Origin of the sequence: Terriglobus sp., from assembly GCF_965201105.1 — a bacterium.
Taxonomy (GTDB): domain Bacteria; phylum Acidobacteriota; class Terriglobia; order Terriglobales; family Acidobacteriaceae; genus Terriglobus.
Map to the genome: position 1 here is coordinate 3,837,002 of NZ_OZ241741.1, position 24,695 is coordinate 3,861,696.

Genomic DNA, 24,695 nt, shown 5'->3' on the forward strand with positions numbered 1-24,695 from the left:
CGCTAAAGCGCGGGCGGAGCTTCGTCGATCTCGGCGAAGATTTCGGCAACGGGAATGCGGACCAGTGTTCCGGGCAGGGTGAGTGCATCACCCTGCAGGGGCACCGGCCGCTCGTTGCCGTTGGCTATCCAGATCTTGCGCGTGACCGAATCGATGATCCACACGTGCGGCACTCCCATGTCGGTATAGTCCTGCACGCGTTCGGTAATGCGGCTGAAGCGGTCTTCGGGTGAGAGGACCTCTACGCAGAGTATGGGCGGCGCGAGGAGGATAGGCTCGATGGGCGTTTCCGACGAAACTACGCAGACGTCGGGAACGCGGAAGCGAGTCGGCGTGACTTGGACACGTTGTTCGTTGATGGACCGGAGCTTCCATGTCTTTCGATTATTAAAAAAAACCGCTGCGATCACTTTCTCGATCAGCCCGTGCCACTGTTCGCCCACGTTCCGCTCCTCCAGTTCGCCTTCCAAGTAGTCGCGATCGGGCCGGTAGCTGGTCCGTAGGTATTCCTCGACGGGTGTATAAACCGTGGTCGCCATTCACACAGTATGAAGCCATTTCCGCAGCAGAATGCGCCGAATTTGACGCGAAGCGTAAACTTGAGAAGTGGCGTGGGCCGAGGTCTGCGCCGTTGCGGAGCGCTCCAACGCGGGCGCTGAGCCGCTGTGAGAGTGGAGAGTTTTCGTGGCAGAGACGATCTTTGATGTGGCCGTGATCGGTGGTGGTCCGGCGGGGTATTCGTGCGCGTTTCGGTCGGCTCAGTACGGGCTTAAGGTCGCGCTGATTGAGAAGTCGGACAAGCTGGGCGGCACCTGCCTGCACGTGGGTTGCGTGCCGACCAAGGCGATGCTGTTCTCCGCCGAGATTTTCGACCATGCCAAGGAAGGCGGCATGTATGGCATCGACGGCATCGGCGAGGGCACGATCAACTGGCCGCAGGTGTTGAACCGCAAGAACGAGATCATCACCAAGCACACTAATGGCTTGAACTACCTGGTCAAGAAGAACAAGGTGACACCGGTGCGCGGGTTTGGCAAGCTGAGCGGCGGCGCCAAAGATGGCGTGTTCGCGGTGGACGTGGACAACGACGGTCAGAAGTCGCAGGTGCTGGCAAAGAAGGTCGTCCTGGCGAGCGGTTCGGACGCCCGTATGATCCCGGGGCTGCAGGCGGACGAGACGATTCTGACCAACGTTGAGATTCTGTCGCTGGACACGATGCCGAAGTCGATGGCCGTGATTGGCTCGGGCGCGGTGGGCGTGGAGTTCGCGAGCGTCTTCAACAGCTTTAACGTGCCGGTGACGATCATTGAGATGGCCGATCGCCTGGTGCCGGCGGAGGACGCCGAGGTCTCCAAGGAGTTCGCGCGGCAGTACAAGAAGCGCGGCATCCAGTTTCACACCTCAGCGCTGATGGACAAGATCGAAAAGGTGGATGGCGGCGCGAAGGTGCACTTCAAGACGTCGGATGGCAAGGACCAGATCCTGGAAGCGGAGAAGGTGCTGATCGCGATCGGCCGCGCGCCGCGCACAGCGAACGTGGGTTTGGAGACCGTAAAGGTTGAGATGGACCGCACGTCGGTCAAGGTGGACGATCATTTTGAGACGGCCGAGCCGGGTCTGTACGCGATCGGCGACATTGTTGCCGGTCTGCCGCTGCTGGCACACGGCGGTGCCATGGCCGGCGCGGTGGCCGCGGCGCACATGGCGGGCAAGCCGTACAAGCCGGTCACGCGCAATCGCATTCCGGCGTGTACGTATTGCGAGCCGCAAATTGGTTCCGTTGGATTGAACGAGGCGATGGCGCGCGAGATGGCCGAGGCGAACGGATGGAAGGTGAAGGTCGGCAAGTTCCCGCTGGCCGGCAATTCCAAGGCGACGATCCTGAACGCGCACGACGGTTTTGTGAAGGTGATCGCGGACGAGACCTACGGTGAAGTGCTGGGCGTGCACATCATCGGGCCGTACGCGACGGAGCTGATTCAGGAGGCGGTGCTGGCGATTGAAGCCGAGGTGACCATCGATGAGCTGATGTTCACGCAACACCCGCACCCGACGCTAAGCGAGAGCCTCTTGGACGGCTTTGCGAGCGTGAAGGGGATGAGCCTGAACGCGTAAAGGGGTGCTTCGATGAACGCCGAATTTGCTTCCTTAATTGCAGAACTACCTGCTTTGTGCAAAGTGTTGCGGCAGTCTGCTCCTCTGCGCCCTGATGAAATCAAGAGCCTGAAAAGAGGCGGCGTTTACATCTTCACCGAAAGCAAATCGGTTCTGTACTGTGGCAGAACGCGCAATCTTAGTCAGCGTTTCCAAGCCCACTGCCACTCGTCTAGCGGTGAAAACAAAGCGGCCTTCGCTTTTCGCTTAGCACGACAGGAATCAGGTTTTCTAAAGGCGAGTTACACGAAGAAGAACAGCCGCAAGGATTTAATGAAGCTACCTGAGTTCAACATGGCTTTCCGAAATGCGAAAAGCCGGATTGCTCGGATGGAGCTACGCTTTGTGATTGAAGAAGATGACACTCGGCAGGCGATGCTTGAATTTATGTGAGCATGGAGACGAAGGCGCCCCACAACACATTCGCCACGACTTGAATTACGACGAAACCATTTGGAGGCCAACATGAGGCATGAATTCAGTGCAGTTATCGAACGGGATGGCAAGTGGTTCGTTGGTTGGTGTCCTGAGATACCTGGCGCGAATGGACAGGGGCTGACCCTTGAAGAATGTCGGCAGAATCTAGCTGAAGCGATCCAGCTCATTCTTGAGGATCGGCGTGAGGATGCATTACGTGGTGCGCCTGCCGATGCCATTCATGAAGTCCTACAACTCGCGTGAAACGCGAGGCTCTATTGCGGTTTCTTCGTCTGCACGGCTGCTATTTGAAGCGTGAGGGCGGAGCGCATTCTATTTGGATCAACCCGGCTACTGGCCAGATTCAAGCTGTGCCTCGTCACACTGAAGTGGCGGACCGGCTCGCCAAGAGTATCTGTCGAGATCTTTCGTTGCCGAAGATAGGAAGAGAAGATGAATCAAAATAATTTACCTATCGTTGAAGAACGAACATTCAAGACGCTTCCGAGCGGTCATAGGACTGCGGTCCCGTTCGGCTCGCTGAGTTGGCCGAAGACTTACCTCGTTGAAGCGCAACTCACCGTTCTCGAAATGCTGGACGAGGCCGACGTAGACGAGTTATGTCGCCGTCTGGAAAGCTCAGGTGAGAAGTTGGAAAGCGCACTCGCGCGCTATGTACATCTCGGTTTAGATGCTGACGCAAAGCAGACACCCGCGAAAAGCAACTCCGCCCACTCGTTGTGAGCTTCGTTCACCTATTGCAGCTTGGGCGTGTGCCGTACGACGAGGGTTTGCGTGTGCAGCACTGTTTGGTGGCGGCGCGCAAGGCGGGGGCGATTGCGGACACGCTGGTGTTGCTGGAGCATCCGCCGGTGTTGACGTTGGGGCGGAATGCGCGGCGTGAGAACGTGCTGGCGAGCGAGGCGATATTGGCGGCGCGGGGCGTGGAGGTCCACGAGATCAAGCGCGGAGGCGATGTGACGTATCACGGGCCGGGGCAGCTGGTGGGGTATCCCATTGTGGACCTGCGCGGCGATCTGCCGGGCAAGAAAGGGCCGCACCTGGGGCCGGTGGATTATGTCCGTTTGCTGGAAGAGGTGCTGATTCGCGCGTGCCGCGAGTTCGGTGTTCCGGCACAGCGCGTCGCGGGCCGCACAGGCGTGTGGACCGTGGGCGGCGGGTCGGTGCCCGAAAAGAAGATTGCGGCCATTGGTGTCCACGTGTCGGGTGGCATCACCTCGCACGGCTTTGCGCTGAATGTGACGACGGACCTGCGCGATTTCGAGTGGATCGTGCCGTGCGGCATCACCGACCGCGTGCCGACTTCGCTGGAGTTGGAGGTCGACGACCCGCCCCCGCTCGCGCCCACGATGGACAACGCACGCAACGCGGTGAGCCGCTGCTTCGGCGGTGTCTTTGGGCGGCAAATGATCTGGGCGGAATCGCTGCAGCAAATCCTTGCTGGTGCGGCTTCTGCCGTACCCGTCGACTAGACAAACAGCGCGGCACGACTCAAGCGGGGTCTGCCGGGAAGTGTCGGCGGCCCGGACTCGAACCACGGAAGTCAGCCTTGCCGGCGCGGGCAGCGTGTACCCTGTCTGCCATGGCCAAGGCGGATGACGCAGCGGTATTGACGATCGACGGGCACGAAGTCCGGATTACCAATCCGCACAAGCCGTACTTTTCTCGCGAGGCACAGGTCACCAAGCTGCAGCTGGTGGAGTACTACCTGAGCGTTGCGGGCAGCACGAACTCCGGCGCGATTGGCGGGATCTTTGAACGGCCGTTTGTGCTGAAGCGATTCGTGAACGGTGCGCACGAGGAGCCGTTCTATCAGAAGCGCGCCCCTGACAATCTGCCACCGTTCGTACGCACCGTAACGCTGCGGTTTCCGTCGGGGCGCACCGCGGACGAGGTGGTCATCGACAACGCCGCGGCGCTTGCCTGGGCGGTGAACCTGGGCTGCATTGAACTGCACCCGCACCCGGTGCGCGTGGCCGACCTGGACCATCCTGACGAGCTGCGTATCGATCTCGACCCCGGCCCGGGCGTCGGCTGGGATTCTGTGCGCTCGGTTGCGATGGTGGTCAAGGCGGTGATGGACGAGGCCGGCCTGCGCGCCTGGCCCAAGACCAGCGGATCGCGCGGCATGCACGTAAACGTGCGTATTGAGCCGCGCTGGGGCTTCACGGAGGTGCGCCGCGCCGCGCTGGCCGTTGCGCGCGAGGTCGAGCGCCGCATCCCCGAGCACGCCAGCAGCAAGTGGTGGAAGGAAGAGCGCCACGGCGTGTTCCTGGACTACAACCAGAACGCGAAGGACCGCACCACGTGTTCGGCATACTCGGTGCGGCCGCTGCCGGACGCGCGCGTCTCCACACCGCTGGAGTGGGACGAGGTGATGACGTGCGACCCCGCCGCGTTCAACGTGTTCACCGTGCCGGAGCGCTTTACGAAAATCGGCGATCCGCACGCGGCGATGAACGAGCATGCGGGTTCGCTGGAACCGCTGCTCGCGATGGCCGCGCGTGACGAAGCGCAGGGCATCGGCGACGCACCGTGGCCGCCGCACTTCAAGAAGATGGAGGGTGAGCCTTCGCGCGTGCAGCCGTCCAAGGCACGCGAGGCCGGGGCGAAGGCACCCGCCAAGAGAGCGTCAAAGCGATCTTCAGCCTCTGCGAAAGGCGCCACCGGCGAAGTTGCCGGAGAGAGCGGCGCGACAGAAACCCCAGAGACATCAGAGGCAGCCGAGATTCCCGAAGCACCGAAGGCGACGGGCCGCCGCAAATCTGTGATGCCGCTGATCGCCATCGGCCAGGGGCAGGTGCGGGCCGAGGTGGAAGCCGGGCTGGAGCGCTGGAAAGCACGGCATCCGGCCGCGGCGGCGCTGCTGGCGGAGGACGATGTCTTGCTGGATCGTATGCGCGGCAGCGCCTATGTCTGGTACCGCATCCGGGTAAACCTGCGCCACGTGCCGGAGGCGGAGCGACCCGCGCAGGAGCCGCTTGACCCGGATGACGACCCCACCCGCAAGTGGCGCGAGCCCGAAGCTGGCGGCGTCTAGCACCCTTTGTGTTATGGAAGCGTCTTGAGTTGCGGCTTATATTGACGCACGAAGCGAAACGCTTCCACCGGAGCCTGGCCATGGAGCTGTTCTGCCAGAATTACAACCTGTCGTCCGCGCGCGGAGGTTCCCGATGATGCTCATCGACCTCTGCTTTCTTTTTTCCTTCGGCTGCTGGATTGCGCTTGCCGATGCTCACCGCAAATTCAAACAGGAGCAGGGCAGGCGCATCCACTACGAGCTCTGCACCCTTAATCTTCTCCGCGCATCCCTGGGCACGGAGCCGTACTTCGCCTGTCCCGAGTGTGCCGCTGTGAGTTATAGCCTGGGCGACATCGAGCAGGGCTATTGCGGCCGTTGCCAGCGGGAGACACGCAAGCCGTATCAAATGGAGGCGATCTAGTGCCGGAGCCACGGAAACGGGCGATGCCAGACTTCTATCAGGAGCTGGCTGGGCTGCTTCGATCGAATTTGGTGTGGCTGGTGGACAAACCGGAGCTTCTGACCGTCACGGCCAGCGGTACGGACACGCACTTGGTGCTGACCATCTCCTGCAACCCGGACGACGCGGGGCGAATTGTGGGACGGCAGGCAAGGCTGGAGCGGGCGATTCGCACGCTGTTCCAGGCGATCGGCATGAAACGCCACAGAAGCATCGAGATCGTGATCCCCGACTACCGTGGTGGCAATGCTGTGGGGGAAGAGGTTCCGTTCCTGCTGGACTGAGCATAATCAACCTGCGAGAGAAAGGCGGCCTCTAAGTGCCGCCTTTGTGTGTTGGATTTTCCTCGATTTCAACTTCGCGGCGAAGCAGCGTGAAAGCCTCGGAGGAGCGTAACTCGTTTAGTCCGGCGAACAGTCAGCCGTTTGTGACCGGTGTGAGCCGCGGCGCGGCTATGCCGCGGACTCAGCCGAAGCGCAGCGGGTTGCGACGACGCACGGGGCAAGGATCATGGCGAAAAAGCTGGCGACAACAAGAAGATCGTGCATGGGAATTCCCTTCTGACTACTGTGTTTGCGGCGTTTGATCCGCGTGAATGGTTGAGTTGGTGAGCAGTTATTTGCAGGGCGCTCAGGCGTTGGGAACAAGAGGTTTGCGCGAGGTCACGACCGCCATGGGAGCGGTGACGGCTGCGGTGAAAACGATCAAGGCGATCAGGTTCAGCATGGCTTCGTTTCCTTCTGCAGCAGAGCTATGCACTGCTTGCTGACAAATGAAGAATCGTCCGTTTTTGCCGCGCGGCCCATTGCACGGGGGCGGTGTTCGCGGCAGCGTTTCGGGCACCGGCGCGGATCGTGTGGGAGCACCGTGTGCACGGCGTGGTACGGGCCGTGCCACGTTCTAGCCAACGGTTTGTGCTACAACGGGACGCGATGAGCGAAGCCCCGAAGCAACCCACCATCTTTGCCCGCATCGTGCGCGGTGAGGTGCCCTGCAACAAGGTGTTTGAGGACGATGTCTGCCTCGCCTTTCACGACGTCACGCCCGCCGCTCCGGTGCATGTGCTGGTGATTCCCAAGGAGCCGGTTGAGTCGCTGGGACACATCGACGGATCGCACGAGGCGATGCTGGGACACCTGTTGCGCAAGGCCGGCGAGATCGGGCAGCAGCTTTGCCCCGATGGCTTCCGTGTGGTCGCGAACGCGGGCGGCGACGGAGGCCAGACCGTGGCGCACTTGCACCTGCACATTCTTGGCGGACGCCCGATGGGCTGGCCTCCGGGCTAGGGCGCTCGCGCCCTACTTCTCCTGCAGCCGTGGAATCAGATCCGCCAGGTTGCACTTGCCCGACCCGGGTGCGAACAGGTGCGACAGTATGTCGTCCCAGGCGTCGCGCACCGCGCCGGGCGAACCGGGCAGCGCAAACAGATAGGTGCCGCCGGCCACGCCACCCAGGGCACGCGACTGCGCGGCGGCAAGCCCGATCTTGCGAAAGCTCAGAGCGCGAAAGATCTCACCAAAGCCCGGCAACTCTTTTTCCAGCACAGAACGAAACGCCTCCGGTGTCACGTCGCGGCCGGTGATTCCGGTGCCGCCGGTGCTGACGATCACGTGAATGCGCGGGTCAGCGATCCACTCCCGCAGTTGCGCGGCAATGGCAAGCACGTCGTCCCGCAGCAGGGCACGGGTGACGTCATGGTGGCCCGCGGCGCGGATGCGTTCCAGCAGCGCCACGCCGCTGCTGTCCGTGTCAGGATCGCGGGTGTCGCTCACCGTGAGCACGGCAAAGCCAAGCGAGGCAGGTGTGGCGGCGGCTTGCGCTGTGTCATCGGCTTGCGTTGTCGCGGTGTCTTGCGCTCTGGAATCGATCATCGCAGTTAGAATAGATCGATCCCACTCCCGGCGCGCTGTCCTCTGCCGCCGCCCCCAGGACGGAACGTCTCGTGTTTCCTTTTGCATTGCTTCTTCTTCAAGCGTCCGGCTTCGGCGGACTCGGCCTGCTGCTTCCGGTGGTGCTGATCGGATTCGTGCTGCTTACCGCCATCCCGCAGCAGCGCAAGCAGAAGCAATGGAACGCGATGCTGGGCAAACTGAAGAGTGGCGACCGAGTGACGACCAACGGTGGCATTCGCGGCCAGATTTTGAGCCTGAAAGATGATTCTGTCATTCTGCGGGTACAACCAGACGGCCTGAAGCTGGAGTTTGTGAAGACCGCGATTGCGAGCGTCACCACGGAAGAGGACCAAGCATAGCTGCGGTGGTTCTGCGAAATACATTGACGCAGGCGACACATCATGCCACGCTGGAATCTGAAAGTCAGGCCCGAACGGGGCGTCACACCCGTCCGGGGTTTCTGAAGCTTCTACTTCAGGAAGTGCTGGATAACCAGCATCGCCAGTGCAATCAGCGCCAGAACGACCTTCTCTGACGCGGAAAACGATCAGCTAATCCCTGGTTTTTTCTCCATCGCTTCACCTCCACAAAAAATAACGCCTTTGGGGACTTGTACTCCCCAAAGGCGTATTCGCTTTTCAGGGCGAATCTTGTCCGTCGTCGGGTGCCCTGAGACCGCTGTGGCGATCCTGTGGTGGCTCCAGTAGTATGCCGTGCCCTGCGGGAGACCCTGGAGGGCCGGTTCGAGCTACATACTTTCTGCGCAAGCCTTGCTAAAATGTTGCGGTACTCCACGCGCGGGCTGTCTTTGCCCTTTTAGCGCGCCCCGGCGACATTTCGGGACCATTTCCGCCTCCGGCAACGGACGGCACCAGAAAAGACGCGCACCAGCGGCCAAAACGGTTCCGCCCGCGCGAACAGGGCCATGCAGACCAATCACCGCGGCAAAATTGTTGCCATCTTCGCAATCCTTCTTGTCTTCCTGTACGGCATCTTTGGCATCCCGCACGGCAGCCTGAAGCAGACCCTGACGGACCGCATTCACCTGGGTCTGGACCTGCGGGGCGGCACGCACCTGGTGCTGCAGGTTCATACGGATGAGGCCATTGCCGCGCAAAGCGATTCGGACCAGCAGCGCCTGCAGCTTGCGTTGAAGGACGTGGTGCCCGCCGCGACGGTGACGAAGCCCGACACGAAGCAGCCTGTGCTGGTGGTGGGCAACGTTCCGGCGGACAAGAGCAAGGCCGTGGACGACCTCCTCGCGGGCAACGCGTACAGCGACTACGAGGTTTCCAGCCAGAGTGGCGGCTTCCGCATGGCGATGAAGCAGAGTGCCGTGAAGGCGTTGCGGGACCGCACGCTGGACACCAGCATTGAGACGATTCGCGGCCGCGTCGACCAACTCGGCGTGTCCGAGCCGGTGATCCAGAAGTACGGCCTGGGCGAGGACCAGATTCTGGTCGAGCTTCCGGGCGTGTCGGACATCGACCAGGTGCGCCGCATCGTGCAGTCCACCGCGCGGCTTGAGATTCACGAGGTGCTTGGGTCGCCGACCGGACAGGCGCCGAGCTTTCCGACCAAGGAAGAGGCTGAAGCCTCCGCCATCGGTCAGGACGCCGTGGTGATGCAGGGCGGCAACACCAGCGACGCCACCGCCTGGTGGGTGCTGCGCCGCATTCCGATCGTGCAGGGGCCTGACTTCCGCGACGCGCGGCCCAGCAAGGACGAGACCGGCCGCGACGACGTTTCGTTCAACCTGACCTCCGCCGCCGGCGACCGCTTCTACGACTACACCAGCGCTAATGTCGGCAAGTACATGGCCATTGTGCTGGACAACAAGGTCAAGGAAGTGGCGAGCATCAACGGATCGATCCGAGACAACGGCCAGATCAGCGGTGGCTTTTCGCGCGAGACCGCGGGCGAGCTTTCGCTGATGCTGCGCACCGGATCACTGCCCGCGTCGATCACGTACCTGGAGACGCGGCAGGTTGGACCGTCGCTGGGTGCGTCGTCGATCCGGCAGGGTGTGATCGCCGCTGTGGTCGGCATGCTCGCCGTCATGATCTTCATGCTGGTGTACTACCGCGGCGCGGGCATCAACGCCGACCTGGCGCTGTTCCTGAATCTTGTGATCCTGCTCGGCTTCATGGGTTTCTTCCATGCCACGCTCACGCTGCCCGGCATTGCGGGCGTGATCCTAACCATCGGCATGGGCGTCGATTCGAACGTGCTGATCTTTGAGCGCATCCGCGAAGAGATGCGAGCCGGCAAGAGTGCAGCGGCGTCCGTGGCCAACGGCTTCAATCACGCCTGGGTGACCATCCTGGACACGCACGTCACCACGCTGGTTTCGGCGTTCATCCTCTTCTTTGTGGGCACGGGGCCGGTCAAGGGCTTCGCGATCACGCTTGCCTTCGGCCTCTTGGCGAATCTGTTCACGGCGGTCTTTGTTTCTCGCGTCATTTTCGACGGCGTGCTGGCACGCAAGCAGCGCGGCGAGGCGCTCTCCATTTAGGCGAGGCGCTCTCTATTAAAGGATCGGACAACCTCAAGTTTGTTTGTCATTCCGTAGCGAAGCGAAGGAATCTGCTTTCCTTCAAGCGCCACGACAGCAGAAAGGAAAGCAGATCTCTACGCTCCGCTATGAGATGACAAACCTTTGAGGTCTGCTTGGGTACACATGGAACTCTTCCGCAACGCAAACATCGACTGGCTCGGCAAGAAGTGGTATTTTCTCGGCTTTTCGCTGATCTTCTCCATCGCCGGCATTTTCTCGATGCTGTTCTGGCATCACGTTCCGCTCGGCGTTGACTTCAAAGGCGGCACGCTGGTGTACGTCAGCTTTCCGCAGCAGCCGAATGAAGATCACATTCGCCAGGCGATCGATCAGGGTGGCATCCGCAATGCGCGCATTCAGCGCATCAGCAACGCGGGGGCGACCGGCGACGCGGCAAATCAGGTCGTGATCTCCGTTCCGGAGACGAGCGATGCGAATCACGATGCGGCGCGCGAACAGATCAAGACCGCGCTGGCAAACAATTATCACGAGTCTGGCTTCACCGTGCAGCAGACTGACATCGTCGGTCCCACCGCCGGCGCGCAGCTGACGCGGCAGGCGGGCTGGGCCATTCTATGGTCGCTGATGGGCATGCTTGTGTACCTGTGGTTCCGGTTTGAGTTCATCTACGGCGCGGCCGCCGTGATCGCGGTCTTCCACGACACGCTGATCACCATTGGCTTTTTTTCGCTGCTGAATACCGAAATCACGCTGACGGTGGTGGCCGCGATTTTGACGCTGGTTGGCTACTCGATGAACGACACCATCGTGGTCTTCGACCGCATTCGCGAAAATTTGCAGCAGATGCGCCGCGCCACGCTGAGCGAGGTGGTAAACCGGAGCATCAACCAGACGCTGAGCCGAACGATCCTGACTTCGGGGCTTACATTCCTGACGGTCCTGTCGCTGTTCGTTTTCGGTGGCGAGGTCCTGCACGGCTTCTCGCTGGCGCTGGTCATCGGCATTCTGATCGGCACGTACTCGTCCATCGCGGTCGCCGCGCCCATGCTGGTGGCGTGGACGGACTGGCGCGCCGCGAAGGGTAAGCGCACGGCGCTGGCAACGGGAAAGCGCGTCGCGGCTTAGTACGTATCGCTTCGAACAAAGGGCACGGCCTGAGCCGTGCCCTTCGTTTTGCACCATGCAGCACTCGAAGCTCTTATCCCCAGAGTGTTGCTTGCCTGTGAAGCAGGTGTCATCCTGAGCGAAACGAAGGACCTGCTTTCTTTTCAGATCAGCACTCCACCTGAAGGAAAATGCTCTACGCTGCTAAGCGGGATGACTACATGCCAGAACCATTGCTGATCGCGAAGAGCGGAGACCTTCAACTGACCCTGCTGCCCGGCATGGCGAACCGCCATGGCCTGGTGGCAGGCGCGACGGGCACGGGTAAGACCGTCACGCTTGAGGTGATGGCGGAGGCGTTCAGCAGCATCGGTGTGCCGGTCTTTGCGGCGGATGTGAAGGGCGATCTGAGCGGCATCGCGGAGCCGGGCGCGGCGACCGACAAGCTCGATGCGCGCATCCAGTCGCTGGGCCTGGGCTCGTACAGCTTTCGCGGCTGTCCGGTCACGTTCTGGGATGTGTTCGGCGAGGAAGGGCATCCGCTGCGCACTACGGTCAGCGAGATCGGGCCGCTGCTGTTTGCGCGCATTCTGAACCTGAACGAGACACAGGCTGCGGTGCTGACGCTTGTCTTCAAAATCGCGGACGACCAGGGCCTCTTGCTGCTCGACCTGAAAGACCTGAAGGCGATGCTGAGCGCCGTGGGTGCGAACGCAAAGACGTATCAGACCGAGTACGGCAACATCTCCAGCGCGAGCATTGGTGCGATTCAGCGTGGCCTGGTGGCGCTGGAGCAGCAGGGCGGTGCGAAATTCCTGGGCGAGCCGGCGCTGAACATCGACGACCTGCTGCAAACGGTGAACGGCCGTGGCGTCGTTAACCTCCTGGCGGCAGACAAGCTGATGCAGTCGCCGCAGCTGTACGCCACGTTTCTGCTGTGGCTGCTGAGCGAGCTGTACGAACACCTGCCCGAAGCCGGCGATCTGCCCAAGCCCAAGCTGGTCTTTTTCTTCGACGAGGCGCACCTGCTCTTTAATGATTTGCCGGCGCAGCTCTCGCAAAAGATTGAGCAGGTCGTTCGCCTTATCCGTTCCAAGGGTGTGGGCATCTACTTCGTCACGCAGAACCCGGCCGACGTTCCGCCCGTGGTGCTGAGCCAGCTTGGTAATCGCGTGCAGCACGCCTTGCGCGCCTTCACGCCGCAGGACCAGAAAGCGGTGCGGGTCGCGGCGCAGACGTTCCGGGCCAACCCGAAGCTGGACACGGAGCAGGCGATCAGCCAGCTTGCTGTGGGCGAGGCGCTTGTTTCGTTTCTGGACGAGAACGGGACGCCGCAGATGGTGGAGCGCGCCCTCGTGGTGCCGCCGCACGCGCGCATCGGGCCGGTCACGCCCGAGGAACGCAAGGACCTGATGGCCCGCTCTGTCGTCGCTGGCGTATACGAACAGGCCGTGGATCGCGAGAGCGCCTACGAACGGTTGCAGGGCAAGGCGACTGCCGGCAGCGCTGCACCCGTAAATGCGCCGGTGCCGACCGTGGCGCCGAGCACTCCCGCGCCCGACGGCAGCACCGCGTCCAGCACGGGCGGCGGCTGGTTCCATGAGATCACGCAGGTGCTGACCCAGCGGGGGCCCACCGGCCCGCGCGGAGGCCGCGGCAGTGACTCCATTCTGGACACGGTCACAAAGAGCGCCGCGCGGGCTGCGGCCTCCACGGCGGGTCGGCAAATCATGCGCGGTGTGCTCGGCTCGTTACTGGGCGGCGCCTTGGGCGGCTCCAGGCGTCGCTAGAGAACATGGTCCGCTGCGGGAATTGCGAAAGAGCCGGGCATGCCGTTTTTCAGGATGCTCGATCAAAGGCGAGCGCATGAGAAGAAGAAAAGGCTGAGACAGCAGCGTCACCCGTGGTCTGAAGTCCACGGCTTCCTCCCAACTGCCCCAAAATTGAATCTGCGGATACACCCTGGCACCTCTATGCTTGGAATACTGGCGATCGGAGTCGCGAGAAGCTCTGCTTGAGGTATCAGCTGTGCCCCAGATTATCGATCTGCCGAGCAGATCTCCCCGCTCAAAAAAGGCGCTCATCGTCGCTGCTGTTCTTGCGGCCTTGTTGGCGTCAGGCGGACGCTTGCTCACGCTCTACGTGGACGCGCTGTGGTTCAGTTCCGTCGGGTACACGCCGATCTTCCGCAAGATGCTCGCGCTGCAATGGAGCTTGTTCGCTGTCTTTTTTGGGTTGACGTTTGCTCTACTCTTCGGAGCCTTTTTGTTGGTGCGAGACACACGCCGCGGCACAAGCCTTGTACGCTCGGTGCTTGTCAACGGCCAACCGTTGACGATCAACATCGGCAGATGGCTAAAGCCGGCAGTGCTGGCCGGGTCACTGTTGATCGCTTGGATCAGCGGCTCCGCCATGTCTGCGGAGTGGCCGGCGTTTGCACTATGGCTTTCTTCCAAGGGAGGTTCCGGCACCTCAGATCCTGTCTTCGGCCACCCGGTCAACTTTTACTTGCTGACGCTGCCTGTATGGCAATTGCTCGCAAACTGGTTGCTGGTGATGGCGGTGTTGGCGCTCGGCATGGCGGTCGTGCTGCAAGCCGTGAGCGGCCGCCCAGATATGCAGGATTTCCGCTTTATGGATGACGGCCGCGGACGCTGGCGCGGTGTCCACGCCACGGTTGCATTCGTGTTGGCGGCATTGTCGCTGAACGCGTGGCTCAACCGCTTCAGCCTGCTGATGGAAGAGCACACGATCTTTTCCGGGGTTACCTATAGTGACGCGCACGTGAAGCTGCCGGGGCTGCTTCTGGTTGTGGCGGTGCTGCTGCTAGGCGCATTGGTTGCGGCATATAGTGCGGCCCGCCGTTCCGGCGCTCGATGGATCGCCATCGCCGTCCTGCCGGGAGTTCTGCTGTACGTTGCCGTCCAGGGCGCGTATGCGGCGGTGGACACGTTCATTGTGAAGCCGAATGAACTGGTGAAAGAAGAACCCTACATCCGTAACAACATCGAGGCGACCCGCGCCGCTTACGAGTTGGATGGCATTGTCGTCAGGCCTTTCGCCGCAGGATCTACCGTCGCCGATGCGGATGCAACCAAGAACCAGCCGACGCTGCAGAACATCCGTTTGTGGGACGCGCAAGCACTGCAGGACACGCTTCGGCAAATCCAGGAGATTCGGACGTACTACGACTTTCCCGGCATCGATATCGACCGGTACATGATCGACGGACAGTTTCGACAGGTGATGCTGGCGACACGGGAACTCAGTGTCGACAAACTGCCTGAAAGCAGCCGCAACTGGATCAACGAGCGGCTGATTTACACCCACGGGTATGGCGTCACCATGAATCCAGTGAACGGCTTTACCGCGGAAGGTTTGCCGGCACTGTTGCTCAGCAATATGCCCGTGCAAAGCGCAGTTCCCACACTGCATGTTGATCGACCCCAGATCTACTTCGGCGAGATCACCGACACCGATGTTTACGTGAAGACGCATCAGCAGGAGTTTGACTATCCGCAGGGCCAATCGAACAGCTTGAACAGCTATAGCGGCTCGGGGGGCATCGTGCTTGGCAATTGGCTGCGCCGGGCGGTCATTGCCCTGGAACGCGGAGACCTGGCCAAGCTGCCGTTCAGTAATGACGTCACGCCGGATTCCCGATTGCTGATGCGGCGCAACATTCAAGAGCGCGTGCTTACGATCGCGCCGTTCCTTACGCTTGACCCTGACCCATACATGACCGTGGGCGAGGATGGCCGGCTCCGCTGGATACTGGACGGCTTCACCGCTGCCGATACCTACCCCAACGCACGGCACTATGGCCTGGGCGAAACGGACGTGAACTACGTGCGCAACAGCGTGAAGATCGCGGTGGATGCGTATGACGGCACGGTCACCTTTTATGCGATGGACGATACCGATCCCATCCTAACCGCGTATCGGAATGCGTTTCCTGCGTTATTTCGGCCCGCTTCCACCATGCCTGCAACCATGCGCGCGCATCTTCGGTATACCGACACACTGCTAAGGCTGCAGGCTCATGCGTACGGTCTGTACCACATGACCGATCCTTCCACATTTTTCAATCGCGAAGATATGTGGACGCTTGCGACCGAGTCCGCGGTGGACAGTACGGGCCAGCGCTCCACGCAGGAGATGCAGCCGAATTACGTTCTGATGAACCTGCCGGGCGAGTCTGGCATGGAGTTCGTGAACATACTCCCGTTCACGCCGAGCAATCGCAACAACCTGATCGGCTGGATCGCCGGCCGGAGTGACGGTGCCAACTACGGCAAAGCGGTTGCGTATAACTTCCCAAAAACCAGGCTGGTAGACGGACCTTCGCAGATCGAAGCGCGCATCGACCAGAACGCGCAGCTGAGCGGCCAGCTGACCTTGTGGAATCAGCAGGGTTCGCATGTGCACCGGGGCAATTTACTCGTCATTCCTACGGGGTCGGCGCTGCTGTACGCAGAGTCGATCTATCTGCAGGCGGACCGCAGCCCTATGCCCGAACTTCGGCTTGTCGTGCTCGCGTTACAGGACCGGCTGGCCTACGGCACCACGTTTGAGGCCGCTCTGTCCAGCTTGTTCAACGGAACGGAATCGTCGATCACTCAGGTATCGCAGCCACAGAACGCACCTGCGGTGATCGGCACACCGAGCACGCAGAGTTCTACGAATCACGGTGCAATCGATACTCCTGCCGCTGGGCGCGATGCAGAAATTCGGCAGGCCGCGCAAGACCTTGCGGAGTATCAACGGCTCACCGCACAAGGCAAGCTGGGCGAAGCAGGCGGCAAGCTGGACGCGCTCAAGGCTCGCCTGGATCACCTGGCCAGTGAAAGGGGCCGGTAAGCCTTGAATGAGCAGATTTAACACCGCGAGCGTGATGGAATGGAACAACGCGGTGACAACTGGTCGCTGCGTTGCTGGGCAGCGTGCCAGAGTGGAAGCGGCGTGCTGCCGTGAGCCTGAGTGCGCCGGGAAAGAAGGAATAGGCGCAGGCGCAATGCGGACGGCTGCTGGACAGCTTGTGCGAGTTCCTGAATGCCGTGAAGAAGACAGCGCGGAAATTGACTCTGGCGCGCAGTGCTACCGTCAGGTTCGGCGCAGCGGCTGGTAGGTACGGTACGTCTCTTCGCCGATGGCCGTGTATGGCTTGTGCGTAGCGACGCCCGTGCTGTGGTGAACGGTTACGTGGTCGCCGGCGGTGGCCACGTCGGCCTGCAACAGTGCGGCTTCTTCCACCTCAACCGGCCAGATGCCCGACGCCATGAACACAACCGGGCCGCGCAGGAGTGCCGCCAGCCTGGTGTTGCCGGCCGGCACTGCGACGGCGGCTGTCGTTGCCGACGGCGCTTCCTGTGCCAGCGGTGCAGAGGGCTGCGGTGGCGCGGACGCCGTGCGGACAGCTGCAACGGTCAGCACCTCCGTGCGCAGCGGCATGTCGAACTCGATCTCCACGCGGTCGCCGTTGCGCCAGGTGCGGCGCAGGGTGTGCCAGGTGCCGGGCTCCACGGCGGCGATGTCGGCCTTGCCGTTGATCAGCACGCGCGTTTTTGGCCCGGCCCACGCAGGAATGCGCAGCGCCAGCGGAAACTCCGCGTCGCGTTCCAGCGCAAACAGCAGCGTGGTTTCAACCGCGGCCGGGTAGCTCGTCTGTTGCGTCAGCGTGACCGGCGAGCCCGCGTGCTGCCAGGTCACGCGTGATGGAACATACAAGTTGACCGACATTCCGGCGGCTTGCGCAGGCCCGCCCCCTGTCCCCGCAACACCCGCGAAGTACGACGAAATGCCGTAGTCCGCCGCAATCTGCGGCAGCGTGCCGCTGCAGCACGGCCACTTGTCGCGAGCGTAATTCTTGTGCCCCGACATGGAGTAGTCCGAGTAGTAAAAGGAGGTGCCGTCCGGCAGCAGCGGCTTCGCGCCAAGCACCGTGTTGTAGAGCACGCGTTCAATGCTGTCGCCGAAGCGCGGGTCGCCGGTAACGGTCAGCAGATAGCGCGCGATCTTGAAGTGGCCGTATGCGCCGCACGGTGTTTCAAACGATGCCGACTGCGTGAACAGGGAGCGCGCGAGGTCGTCGGTGCCTGGGCGCAGCAGCGTCTCGCCCGGTCCCCATCCGCCGGTCGCGAAGCTCTGCTCCTGGAGCATGCGGAAGCCGTTGGTCGCGGCGTGCAGGTGTTTCTGGCTGCCCAGGGTCAGGTACGCCTGCATGGCCGACGAGAAGGCATTGACGTGCGAGTAAGCGTGTTCGCCCGGCAAGACGTTGATGTTCTCGGCCAGCGGATTGAAGTAAAGATCGTCTTCCAGAAAGCGGACCGCCGCATCGCGGAACTCGGGGCGGCCGGTGCGCTGAAAGGCGAGGAACAGGTTTTCCGGCAGCGTATACGTTTCGTCCCACGTTTCCGCGTCGTTGCGGTGCGGGCGGACGTGCTGCTCCGGCCGCGACAGCGCCTTTTCCGGCAGGTGGGGCAGCGCCGCCGCGAGCGCCACGGGCAGCATGGCTGCCGCTTGCTTCGACTGCCCATACGCAAGCGCATCGACCAAACCGCACAGCACCTTGTCGAAGGTGTAGCCGGGAAGCGTGTAGCCGTCGTAGAAGCGGCTGGTCAGCGTGGGTGCCAGGCCGGTCAGCAGCAGGTCCACCTTTTGCCGTTGCGCGGCGTTGCCCGTGATGGCCGCACCGCGCGACAGGGCAGAGATCCACTGGCCCAGCGAGTGGCCGGGCACGAAGCCTTCAAATGCGCCGTGCGGGTCAAAGAAGGGCGAGTTGGAATACCATCCGCCCAGGTCTTCGCCGGGCGCGGCGAGCCCGGTGCGCTCGCGGAACGGCTTGAGCATGGCGTCGTTATCCAGGCCGAGCAGAAGCTGCTGGTGATACTCGAATTGCTGCTGCATGGGGCCGGGCAGCAGTGTGACGGCGGTGTAATCCAGTCTTCGCAGCCGCGGGGCGGTCGCGGATTGCGGCTCCGCGCGGAGACGGTTCAACGGTCCAAGCGCGCCCGCTGCGAGCGATGCGGATTTCAGGAAGGAGCGGCGCGTCAGAAGGGATTGCATGGGTGAACGAAATCTTACGCGCACAGCGGTATCGCTGAACGCTTGTGCGTGATGGCCTTCTGGGAACTGCGACCGGAACGGCTTTTCTTCTTGGAGCGGGGAGTTGTGATGGCCGGCTTGTATGCCCTGTCTTCGCTCAGCGGCAACTCGAAGTTGCCAGTTGTCAGAAGAAGCGGTTAGTATCGCCTTCTCGCTGGCGCTTGTGTCCGCACTGCGCACCGTCGAGATGTTGGGGCCTCTGCAAAATTTCTTTGAAGCGCCGGGAACAATCGAGACAGACGTGGTGTCTACCGTCGCAGCTTTACCTCTCGCGAACTGAGGTTGCATATGTTTGAAGATTCCATGGTCGAATCGTCGGGCAGGCTGAAGACCAAGTCCAAGTACTGGATGATTGGCACGGCTGCCTTCAACCTGCTGATTCTGACGGTGCTGGTCCTGATCCCGCTACTGTATCCGGAAGCGCTGCCCAAAACAGCCATGACGGCGATGCTGACCGCGCCGCCTCCGCCACCCCCGCCCCCACCGCCTCCGCCGCCCGCTCAGGTGGTCAAGGTAACCAAGGTCGTGGCCGCGCTGGATCCGATGACGGCGCCAACCAAGGTGCCGAAGAAGATCGACATGACCAAGGAGCCGCCCCCGCCGCCGCCAGTCTCGACCGGTGTTGCCGGCGCTGGTATGGGTAGTGGCACGGGTGCAGCAGGTGGCGTGATTGGGTCGCTCGGCCTGAACACGAACCCTGTGGTCGTGGCTAAGCCCGCGCCGGCTCCGAAGCCGACCGGTCCGGTTAAGATCTCCAGCGGTGTTGCCGCCGGTTCGATCATCACCAAAACCACGCCGACCTACCCCGCCATCGCCAAGGCCGCGCACGTCTCCGGTTCTGTCGTGTTGCACGCAATCATCTCGAAGACGGGCACGATTCAGTCGTTGCAGGTTGTCTCCGGGCCTGAGATGCTGCGGGCTTCTGCCCTGGACGCCGTTCGCCAGTGGCGTTACAAGCCTTACCTTCTGAATGGTGATCCGACCGAGGTGGACACCACGGTTACGGTCAACTTCACCTTCGGCGGCTAACGTTTTCCGGTCCCGGCCTCTGTGGAAACGGGGCCGGTACTCGCCCGTCCAACAGTTCGTGCCGCAGTTGCGGCCGGGCAGCACGGCGGGAGCAGCTTCGCCAAGTTTTTGGGCCGGCCACGCAGGCTTGTGCCTCTGCCCAACGCAGTTTCAACCCTGGAGGACTGAATCTCGTGATTCTCGCTCACGCAGCAGCACACCTTGCACACGTTCCCGCCACGCTCGGCCTGATGTTTCAGGACGCCGCTGCGGCCCCGGCCAGCTCCGGCGGCGGCGGCTTTTCGATCCTGGACATGTTGAAGCACATGGGCTGGATTGACGATGTGATCGTCGGCATCCTGTTCATCATGTCGATCTGGTCGCTGGCTGTGATGATCGACCGTGCCCTGTACTTCGCGGCGGCCCGCTCGCAGTCACGTGAATTTGCCCCCAAGGTCGCTGGCGCTCTGAAGGACGGCCGTCTGGACGAGGGCATCAAGATCGCCGACCGTTCCAAGAAGTCGCACCTTGCCGAGGTCGTCACCGCCGGTCTGCAGGAGTTCCGCTCCTACGGTTCGGGCGGCACCATCACCGACGAGCAGATCGAATCGTCCAAGCGCGCTCTGGAGCGCTCGGAAGCGATCGTTCACGCCAAGCTGAAGCGCGGTCTGGGTTCGCTGGCCACCATCGGTTCCACGGCACCGTTCATCGGCCTGCTCGGCACCGTTGTCGGCATTCTTCACGCTTTCCAGGAAATCGCCACGCAGAAGACGGCCGGTATCGGTGCAGTCGCCGGCGGTATCTCGGAAGCCCTGGTTACGACGGCGCTGGGCCTGCTGGTCGCCATCCCCGCCGTAATGACCTTCAACTACTTCACCAACAAGGTGGAAGCGTTCGACGTGGAGATGGACAACAGCTCTTCCGAGCTGGTGGACTACTTCATCAAGCAGTCGCAGCGCTAACAGACCGGCCCGCTTGAAGCGGGCATGTCTGCGAGAGTTGGCAGAAGGGCCCGGGACACGTTGTCCCGGGCGGCCAGTCCCGCAACGCAGAACAGAATGACGGAGCCAACCACATGGCAATCGCAACTCGTGATGAGGGCAAATCGGTAAACTCCGACATCAACGTCACACCGATGGTGGACGTGATGCTGGTACTCCTCATCATCTTCATGGTCGTCACGCCCATGCTCAACAACAAGGTCAACGTGGAGCTGCCGCAGGCAACTGCCGCGGTGGTCATGGAAGACGCCAACAAGGAAGATTCGGTTGTGGTCGCGGTGACCCGTGACGGCAAGACCTACCTTGGCGGCGACCAGGTGAACCCCGACTCGCTCGGTGAGAAGATCTCGGCGCGCCTGGAAAACAAGACCGACAAGCGGGTGTATTTCCGCGGAGATCAGCGCGCCAACTACGGCTCGGTGATGACCGCCATCGACGGTGTTCGCGCGGCCGGCGTTAGCCAGCTCGGCATGCTGACCGACAAACCGCTGATGTAATCAGGCTCTCAGAGGACCGCTGCCCGGCAAACCGGCCGGCCGGTCCCCGGGAGAAAGCATTCGAAGCTGTCGTACGGCGGCAAGCCGCTGGCAGCGAAAGCAAGGCCGCCCACGGCGGTGAAACGGGCCGCTCCGGCGGCGAGGGAGATACGACCATGGGCATGGGAGGAGGCGGCGGCAAAGGAGCACGCTCCGACATCAACGTCACGCCGCTGATTGACGTTCTGCTGGTGCTGCTGATCATCTTCATGGTTATCCAGCCCAACGTGGTGCGCGGACTGGACACGCTGGTCCCGCAGCCGCCGAAGGATAAAACCGCCGACGTGGATAACCGCACGATTGTGGTGCAGGTAAAGGCCAACGGCAAGGGCACACCCACCTACCAGATCAACGAAGATTCGCCGATCAACCTGACGGATCTGACTGAGAAACTGCGGACGATCTTTGAAGCTCGCCAGGACAAGGTGATGTTCGTGAAGGGCGAGCCATCGCTCGACTTCGCCGCGGTCACTCCGGTCATCGACGACGGCCACGCGGCGGGCGTCGACAACATCGGCATTATCACGCCGCGGGTCGAGTCTGGACAGTAGTTCCGATCGCAGTCGTAGTAGAACGCAAGCAGGACGGTGGTGACACCGTCCTTTTTGCGTTTACAAAGCACTCATCGAGCACAAGAGCGAGAAGATTCGACGCAGGTTGCTGAGCTCCAGCGCAAGGCACTGCTTCTTTGACATGGACCAGGATGCCAACGGGCATCGTCATGCGTAAACGCCGGCGGCACAAACGCCATCCATCCGGTGTCTTACCTGCAACACTGGACCGTGGGTGGTCGTAAGCTGCTTCTCGCAAACGCAGAATTCGACCGCTGCATGCGTTCCACTACATTTCCCCTCCGCACTCTCGCTGCACCCGGCACCCTGCCGCGCACGCTCTTGGTGCGCATTTGGAGATGGTATGGCTATGTCAGAGACGGGCAGCCGCGGTGCGCGGTCTGCCATCAATGTGACTCCACTGATCGACGTATTGCTGGTCCTACTGATCATCTTCATGGTGATACAACCGACAGCGCAGCGCGGCCTGGATGCACTTGCGCCGAAACCACCGCAGGCGCAGAGCGCTGAGCCAAACCCTCGCACATTGGTGATCTCGGTTGTTGGCACTCCGGGGTCGCAGGCTTATGCGCTGAACGGCCAGGCGATCAACTTTGTAGAACTGGGGCCAGCGCTGAAGCACGTTATGCAGCGAAGTGGCCAGCAGGCACTGTTCGTGCGCGGTGCGGCGGGTCTGGATTACGCGGCGATTGCATCGGTGCTGAACGTGGCACACGCCGCCGGTGTGGAAGAGATCGGCATACTCACGCCAGCGACACTCGCTGATTAAGCTGGCATTGCGTCCACAGCCGTCAATGGGACCAGATACCCCATCGTGCGGCCGCACCATCTTACAAGCCACCGACGCGCCTCCAATCGCTTCACACGATGGCGGCGCGTTCGTGCTATACCGGAGTTGTCCGTTGCCGTTGGCAACCTGTATGAAACAGGCTGCTGTATCACTTCGATTCTCTTGAGCCGCATTTGAAGTCTGGTCACAAATGCAAATCAACAGATACAATCACTTCCACAAGAGCGCGGCCCCACTTTGCGCCTCCCATTACCTCGCCAGGACGAACGGAATCTGCATGCGGCAATTGAAGGAGACATTTGGCTCGATGACATTCAACGGACGTGTTCCAGCCGCGGCTGCTCTCGCTCTCTCTATGAGCCTGCTTTCAGGTTGCAATCAGCTGAAGGCTCGCGACGACATTAACAAAGGTGTGCAGTCGTTTAAGAACGCGCAATATGAGCAGGCGATCGGCTTCTTTCAAGAGGCGAAGCGTCTTGATCCGAAGCTGCCCATGGCCGACCTGTATCTGGGCACGGCGTACTCCTACTTGGTCATTCCGAACTCGACCGACGACGCCAACATGAAGACGGCAAACAACGCCATCGCCATCTTTAAGCAGTATCTGATCGACCACCCAGGCGACAAGACCTCGCTGCAGCAGCTTGCTTCCATTTACCGGAACATTAAGCAGCCGGTCCAGGCCAAGCAGTATGAGATGCAGGTCATCCAGGTCGATCCGAAGGACCCCGAGGCGCATTACACCATCGGCGCCGTGAACTTCGTTGAGGCATACAACAACGCGGTCAAGCTGCTGGGTGAGAACGGCCTCAAGGACGACGGTCAAGGCAACGTGAAGATGTCGAAAGACACCTGCGCCAAGATCAAGGCGGCCAACACGCCGCTGGTCAATGAGGGAATCGATCACCTGAATCAGGCAGTGCAGCTGCGCACCGACTACGATGACGCGCTGCAGTACCTGAACCTGATGTACCGCCGCAAGGCCGATACCGATTGCGGCGATGCTGCCGCGGTCAAGAGCGATCTGGCCAAGGCCGACGATTACGTCAAGCAGTCCATGGGTGCCCGCGCCAACAACGAAAAGAAGAAGGAAGAGAAGGCTTCGCACGGCGTCGTGACCGGTCAGTAACCGGAATGGAGTCGCACAAAGGCCCGCCAGAAATGGCGGGCCTTTGCTTTCGATCCACTCCACGGCGGCGTCTCTCTGAGAGTGATGCTTTTCGAACGTGCAATCTGCTGGGCTTCCGCTGCCGCAGCAAGTCTCATCTTTGTGCCCTGCAATGCAGACGCACAGCCTGACTGGATGAAGAAGTTCCAGGCGCGCAGCACGCACTACACCGCGCAGCAGCCTCGCTGGCCTGGCCCTGTGTTTGTCAGCACACCGCAACTGGTTCAGGTTCTTCGCGAAGACTTTGCGCACCAGGAAAGCGGCAGCACACACCTGTGGAACATCGGCGTGGGCAAAGGCCTGCAATTCGTCCCGCTGCCACGCACGGAGTTCACCTTCGCCATTCCGTCGCACCTGCGCCGCGTCGACGAGGAGCCGGACGGCTTCGGCGACTTCAACTGCGCCGTCAAGTACCGCCTGCTGGGCGCGCCGGAAAAGAAGGGCAATTACATCTTGAGCGCGCAGCTCGGCGCTGCCGTCCCCACCGGTAACGACAGCAACAACTCTGCCGATGCCGCAGTGATTCCACAGTTGATGGGCGGCAAAGGCTGGGGTCGCTTCGACCAGAGCGCCGCCGTGCTCGCCACCTTGCCCGTGCACAATGCAGGCCGCAACGGCCACGTCTTTACCGCGCACACTGCCTCACAGTTTCACGCGACCAAGTACGTATGGCCGGCGATCGAGACGACCACCACCCATTGGATCGGCGGCCGGCGCGATGGACAGGTGCAGTTCCTTATGGGCCCCAGCGTCATCGTTGGCAGACTGCCCTACACGCGGCACGAGAAGGATCGCCGCCGCGGCATCTCGCTCGGTGCGGGCTACCAGGTCGCCGTGACCCACACGCACAACGTGAACCACGTCTTCCAGATCACCACGCGGCTGCATTTTTAGGGGCCCGTGGCGGTCCGGGCAAAGCGTCGTAGGA

General features: G+C 61.6%; 25 protein-coding genes. 22 read left to right on the top strand and 3 right to left on the bottom strand.

The window, feature by feature from the left end; genetic code table 11:
- Positions 1 to 2: 2 nt before the first annotated feature.
- Positions 3 to 539, bottom strand: coding sequence for a Uma2 family endonuclease (locus ACOFKT_RS16840; RefSeq protein WP_419805144.1), 537 nt, complete (start codon positions 537 to 539; stop codon positions 3 to 5).
- Positions 540 to 684: 145 nt separating this feature from the next.
- Between ACOFKT_RS16840 and lpdA the strand changes: the two genes are divergently transcribed.
- The 10 genes from lpdA to ACOFKT_RS16890 all read left to right on the top strand — a co-directional run bounded on the left by lpdA (position 685) and on the right by ACOFKT_RS16890 (position 7,360).
- Positions 685 to 2,115, top strand: coding sequence for a dihydrolipoyl dehydrogenase (gene lpdA / locus ACOFKT_RS16845; RefSeq protein ID WP_419805145.1), 1,431 nt, complete (start codon positions 685 to 687; stop codon positions 2,113 to 2,115).
- 12 nt (positions 2,116 to 2,127) lie between these two features.
- Positions 2,128 to 2,547, top strand: a complete 420-nt coding sequence (locus ACOFKT_RS16850; RefSeq protein ID WP_419805146.1) for a GIY-YIG nuclease family protein — start codon at positions 2,128 to 2,130, stop codon at positions 2,545 to 2,547.
- Positions 2,548 to 2,619: 72 nt separating this feature from the next.
- Positions 2,620 to 2,835 carry a type II toxin-antitoxin system HicB family antitoxin gene (locus tag ACOFKT_RS16855; protein WP_419805147.1) on the top strand — a complete coding sequence of 72 codons (216 nt, stop codon included), beginning with the start codon at positions 2,620 to 2,622 and terminating at the stop codon, positions 2,833 to 2,835.
- Complete coding sequence (locus ACOFKT_RS16860) at positions 2,832 to 3,038, top strand: type II toxin-antitoxin system HicA family toxin (protein WP_419805148.1); 207 nt, start codon at positions 2,832 to 2,834, stop codon at positions 3,036 to 3,038. Before ACOFKT_RS16855 ends, ACOFKT_RS16860 begins: the two co-directional genes overlap by 4 nt.
- Positions 3,025 to 3,315 carry a hypothetical protein gene (locus tag ACOFKT_RS16865; RefSeq protein ID WP_419805149.1) on the top strand — a complete coding sequence of 97 codons (291 nt, stop codon included), beginning with the start codon at positions 3,025 to 3,027 and terminating at the stop codon, positions 3,313 to 3,315. The genes ACOFKT_RS16860 and ACOFKT_RS16865 overlap by 14 nt, the downstream gene beginning before the upstream one ends.
- Positions 3,312 to 4,064, top strand: coding sequence for a lipoyl(octanoyl) transferase LipB (gene lipB / locus ACOFKT_RS16870; RefSeq protein ID WP_419805150.1), 753 nt, complete (start codon positions 3,312 to 3,314; stop codon positions 4,062 to 4,064). Before ACOFKT_RS16865 ends, lipB begins: the two co-directional genes overlap by 4 nt.
- A gap of 110 nt (positions 4,065 to 4,174) precedes the next feature.
- Positions 4,175 to 5,632, top strand: coding sequence for a DNA polymerase domain-containing protein (locus ACOFKT_RS16875; protein WP_419805151.1), 1,458 nt, complete (start codon positions 4,175 to 4,177; stop codon positions 5,630 to 5,632).
- A gap of 133 nt (positions 5,633 to 5,765) precedes the next feature.
- On the top strand, positions 5,766 to 6,035 hold the full coding sequence (locus ACOFKT_RS16880) for a hypothetical protein (RefSeq protein ID WP_419805152.1): 270 nt from the start codon (positions 5,766 to 5,768) through the stop codon (positions 6,033 to 6,035).
- A 23-nt stretch (positions 6,036 to 6,058) separates the two neighbouring features.
- Positions 6,059 to 6,358, top strand: coding sequence for a KH domain-containing protein (locus tag ACOFKT_RS16885; RefSeq protein WP_419805153.1), 300 nt, complete (start codon positions 6,059 to 6,061; stop codon positions 6,356 to 6,358).
- Positions 6,359 to 7,006: 648 nt separating this feature from the next.
- Positions 7,007 to 7,360: a histidine triad nucleotide-binding protein gene (locus ACOFKT_RS16890; RefSeq protein WP_419805154.1), complete on the top strand. Its 354-nt coding sequence runs from the start codon at positions 7,007 to 7,009 to the stop codon at positions 7,358 to 7,360.
- A 12-nt stretch (positions 7,361 to 7,372) separates the two neighbouring features.
- Here the strand turns inward: ACOFKT_RS16890 and ACOFKT_RS16895 are convergent, their stop codons facing one another.
- On the bottom strand, positions 7,373 to 7,945 hold the full coding sequence (locus ACOFKT_RS16895) for a molybdenum cofactor synthesis domain-containing protein (RefSeq protein WP_419805155.1): 573 nt from the start codon (positions 7,943 to 7,945) through the stop codon (positions 7,373 to 7,375).
- Between the two features lie 86 nt (positions 7,946 to 8,031).
- Between ACOFKT_RS16895 and yajC the strand changes: the two genes are divergently transcribed.
- The 5 genes from yajC (at position 8,032) to ACOFKT_RS16920 (ending at position 16,448) form a co-directional block, all read left to right on the top strand.
- Positions 8,032 to 8,325, top strand: coding sequence for a preprotein translocase subunit YajC (gene yajC / locus ACOFKT_RS16900; protein WP_419805156.1), 294 nt, complete (start codon positions 8,032 to 8,034; stop codon positions 8,323 to 8,325).
- A 566-nt stretch (positions 8,326 to 8,891) separates the two neighbouring features.
- Positions 8,892 to 10,481: a protein translocase subunit SecD gene (gene secD / locus ACOFKT_RS16905; protein ID WP_419805157.1), complete on the top strand. Its 1,590-nt coding sequence runs from the start codon at positions 8,892 to 8,894 to the stop codon at positions 10,479 to 10,481.
- A 165-nt stretch (positions 10,482 to 10,646) separates the two neighbouring features.
- Entirely contained in the window at positions 10,647 to 11,609 is a 963-nt protein-coding gene (gene secF, locus ACOFKT_RS16910) for a protein translocase subunit SecF (protein WP_419805158.1), read from the top strand.
- 200 nt (positions 11,610 to 11,809) lie between these two features.
- On the top strand, positions 11,810 to 13,378 hold the full coding sequence (locus tag ACOFKT_RS16915) for a helicase HerA-like domain-containing protein (RefSeq protein WP_419805159.1): 1,569 nt from the start codon (positions 11,810 to 11,812) through the stop codon (positions 13,376 to 13,378).
- A gap of 238 nt (positions 13,379 to 13,616) precedes the next feature.
- Positions 13,617 to 16,448, top strand: coding sequence for a UPF0182 family protein (locus tag ACOFKT_RS16920; RefSeq protein WP_419805160.1), 2,832 nt, complete (start codon positions 13,617 to 13,619; stop codon positions 16,446 to 16,448).
- 243 nt (positions 16,449 to 16,691) lie between these two features.
- Here ACOFKT_RS16920 and ACOFKT_RS16925 read toward each other — a convergent pair whose 3' ends face one another.
- A complete protein-coding gene (locus tag ACOFKT_RS16925) occupies positions 16,692 to 18,653 on the bottom strand; it encodes a beta-L-arabinofuranosidase domain-containing protein (RefSeq protein WP_419805161.1) in 1,962 nt (653 codons plus the stop codon).
- Positions 18,654 to 18,980: 327 nt separating this feature from the next.
- Here ACOFKT_RS16925 and ACOFKT_RS16930 point away from each other — a divergent pair, with 327 nt between their 5' ends.
- From ACOFKT_RS16930 to ACOFKT_RS16960, 7 genes are all read left to right on the top strand, one after another.
- Positions 18,981 to 19,721, top strand: coding sequence for an energy transducer TonB (locus tag ACOFKT_RS16930; protein WP_419805162.1), 741 nt, complete (start codon positions 18,981 to 18,983; stop codon positions 19,719 to 19,721).
- Positions 19,722 to 19,894: 173 nt separating this feature from the next.
- On the top strand, positions 19,895 to 20,662 hold the full coding sequence (locus tag ACOFKT_RS16935; RefSeq protein ID WP_419805163.1) for a MotA/TolQ/ExbB proton channel family protein: 768 nt from the start codon (positions 19,895 to 19,897) through the stop codon (positions 20,660 to 20,662).
- Positions 20,663 to 20,775: 113 nt separating this feature from the next.
- Complete coding sequence (locus ACOFKT_RS16940; RefSeq protein ID WP_419805164.1) at positions 20,776 to 21,198, top strand: ExbD/TolR family protein; 423 nt, start codon at positions 20,776 to 20,778, stop codon at positions 21,196 to 21,198.
- Between the two features lie 155 nt (positions 21,199 to 21,353).
- On the top strand, positions 21,354 to 21,788 hold the full coding sequence (locus ACOFKT_RS16945; RefSeq protein WP_419805165.1) for a biopolymer transporter ExbD: 435 nt from the start codon (positions 21,354 to 21,356) through the stop codon (positions 21,786 to 21,788).
- A gap of 364 nt (positions 21,789 to 22,152) precedes the next feature.
- Positions 22,153 to 22,578, top strand: a complete 426-nt coding sequence (locus ACOFKT_RS16950) for an ExbD/TolR family protein (RefSeq protein ID WP_419805166.1) — start codon at positions 22,153 to 22,155, stop codon at positions 22,576 to 22,578.
- A 376-nt stretch (positions 22,579 to 22,954) separates the two neighbouring features.
- Positions 22,955 to 23,728 (top strand): hypothetical protein, encoded by a 774-nt coding sequence (locus ACOFKT_RS16955; protein WP_419805167.1) that lies wholly within the window; start codon positions 22,955 to 22,957, stop codon positions 23,726 to 23,728.
- Between the two features lie 84 nt (positions 23,729 to 23,812).
- Complete coding sequence (locus ACOFKT_RS16960) at positions 23,813 to 24,661, top strand: transporter (RefSeq protein ID WP_419805168.1); 849 nt, start codon at positions 23,813 to 23,815, stop codon at positions 24,659 to 24,661.
- The last annotated feature ends 34 nt before the right edge of the window (positions 24,662 to 24,695 follow it).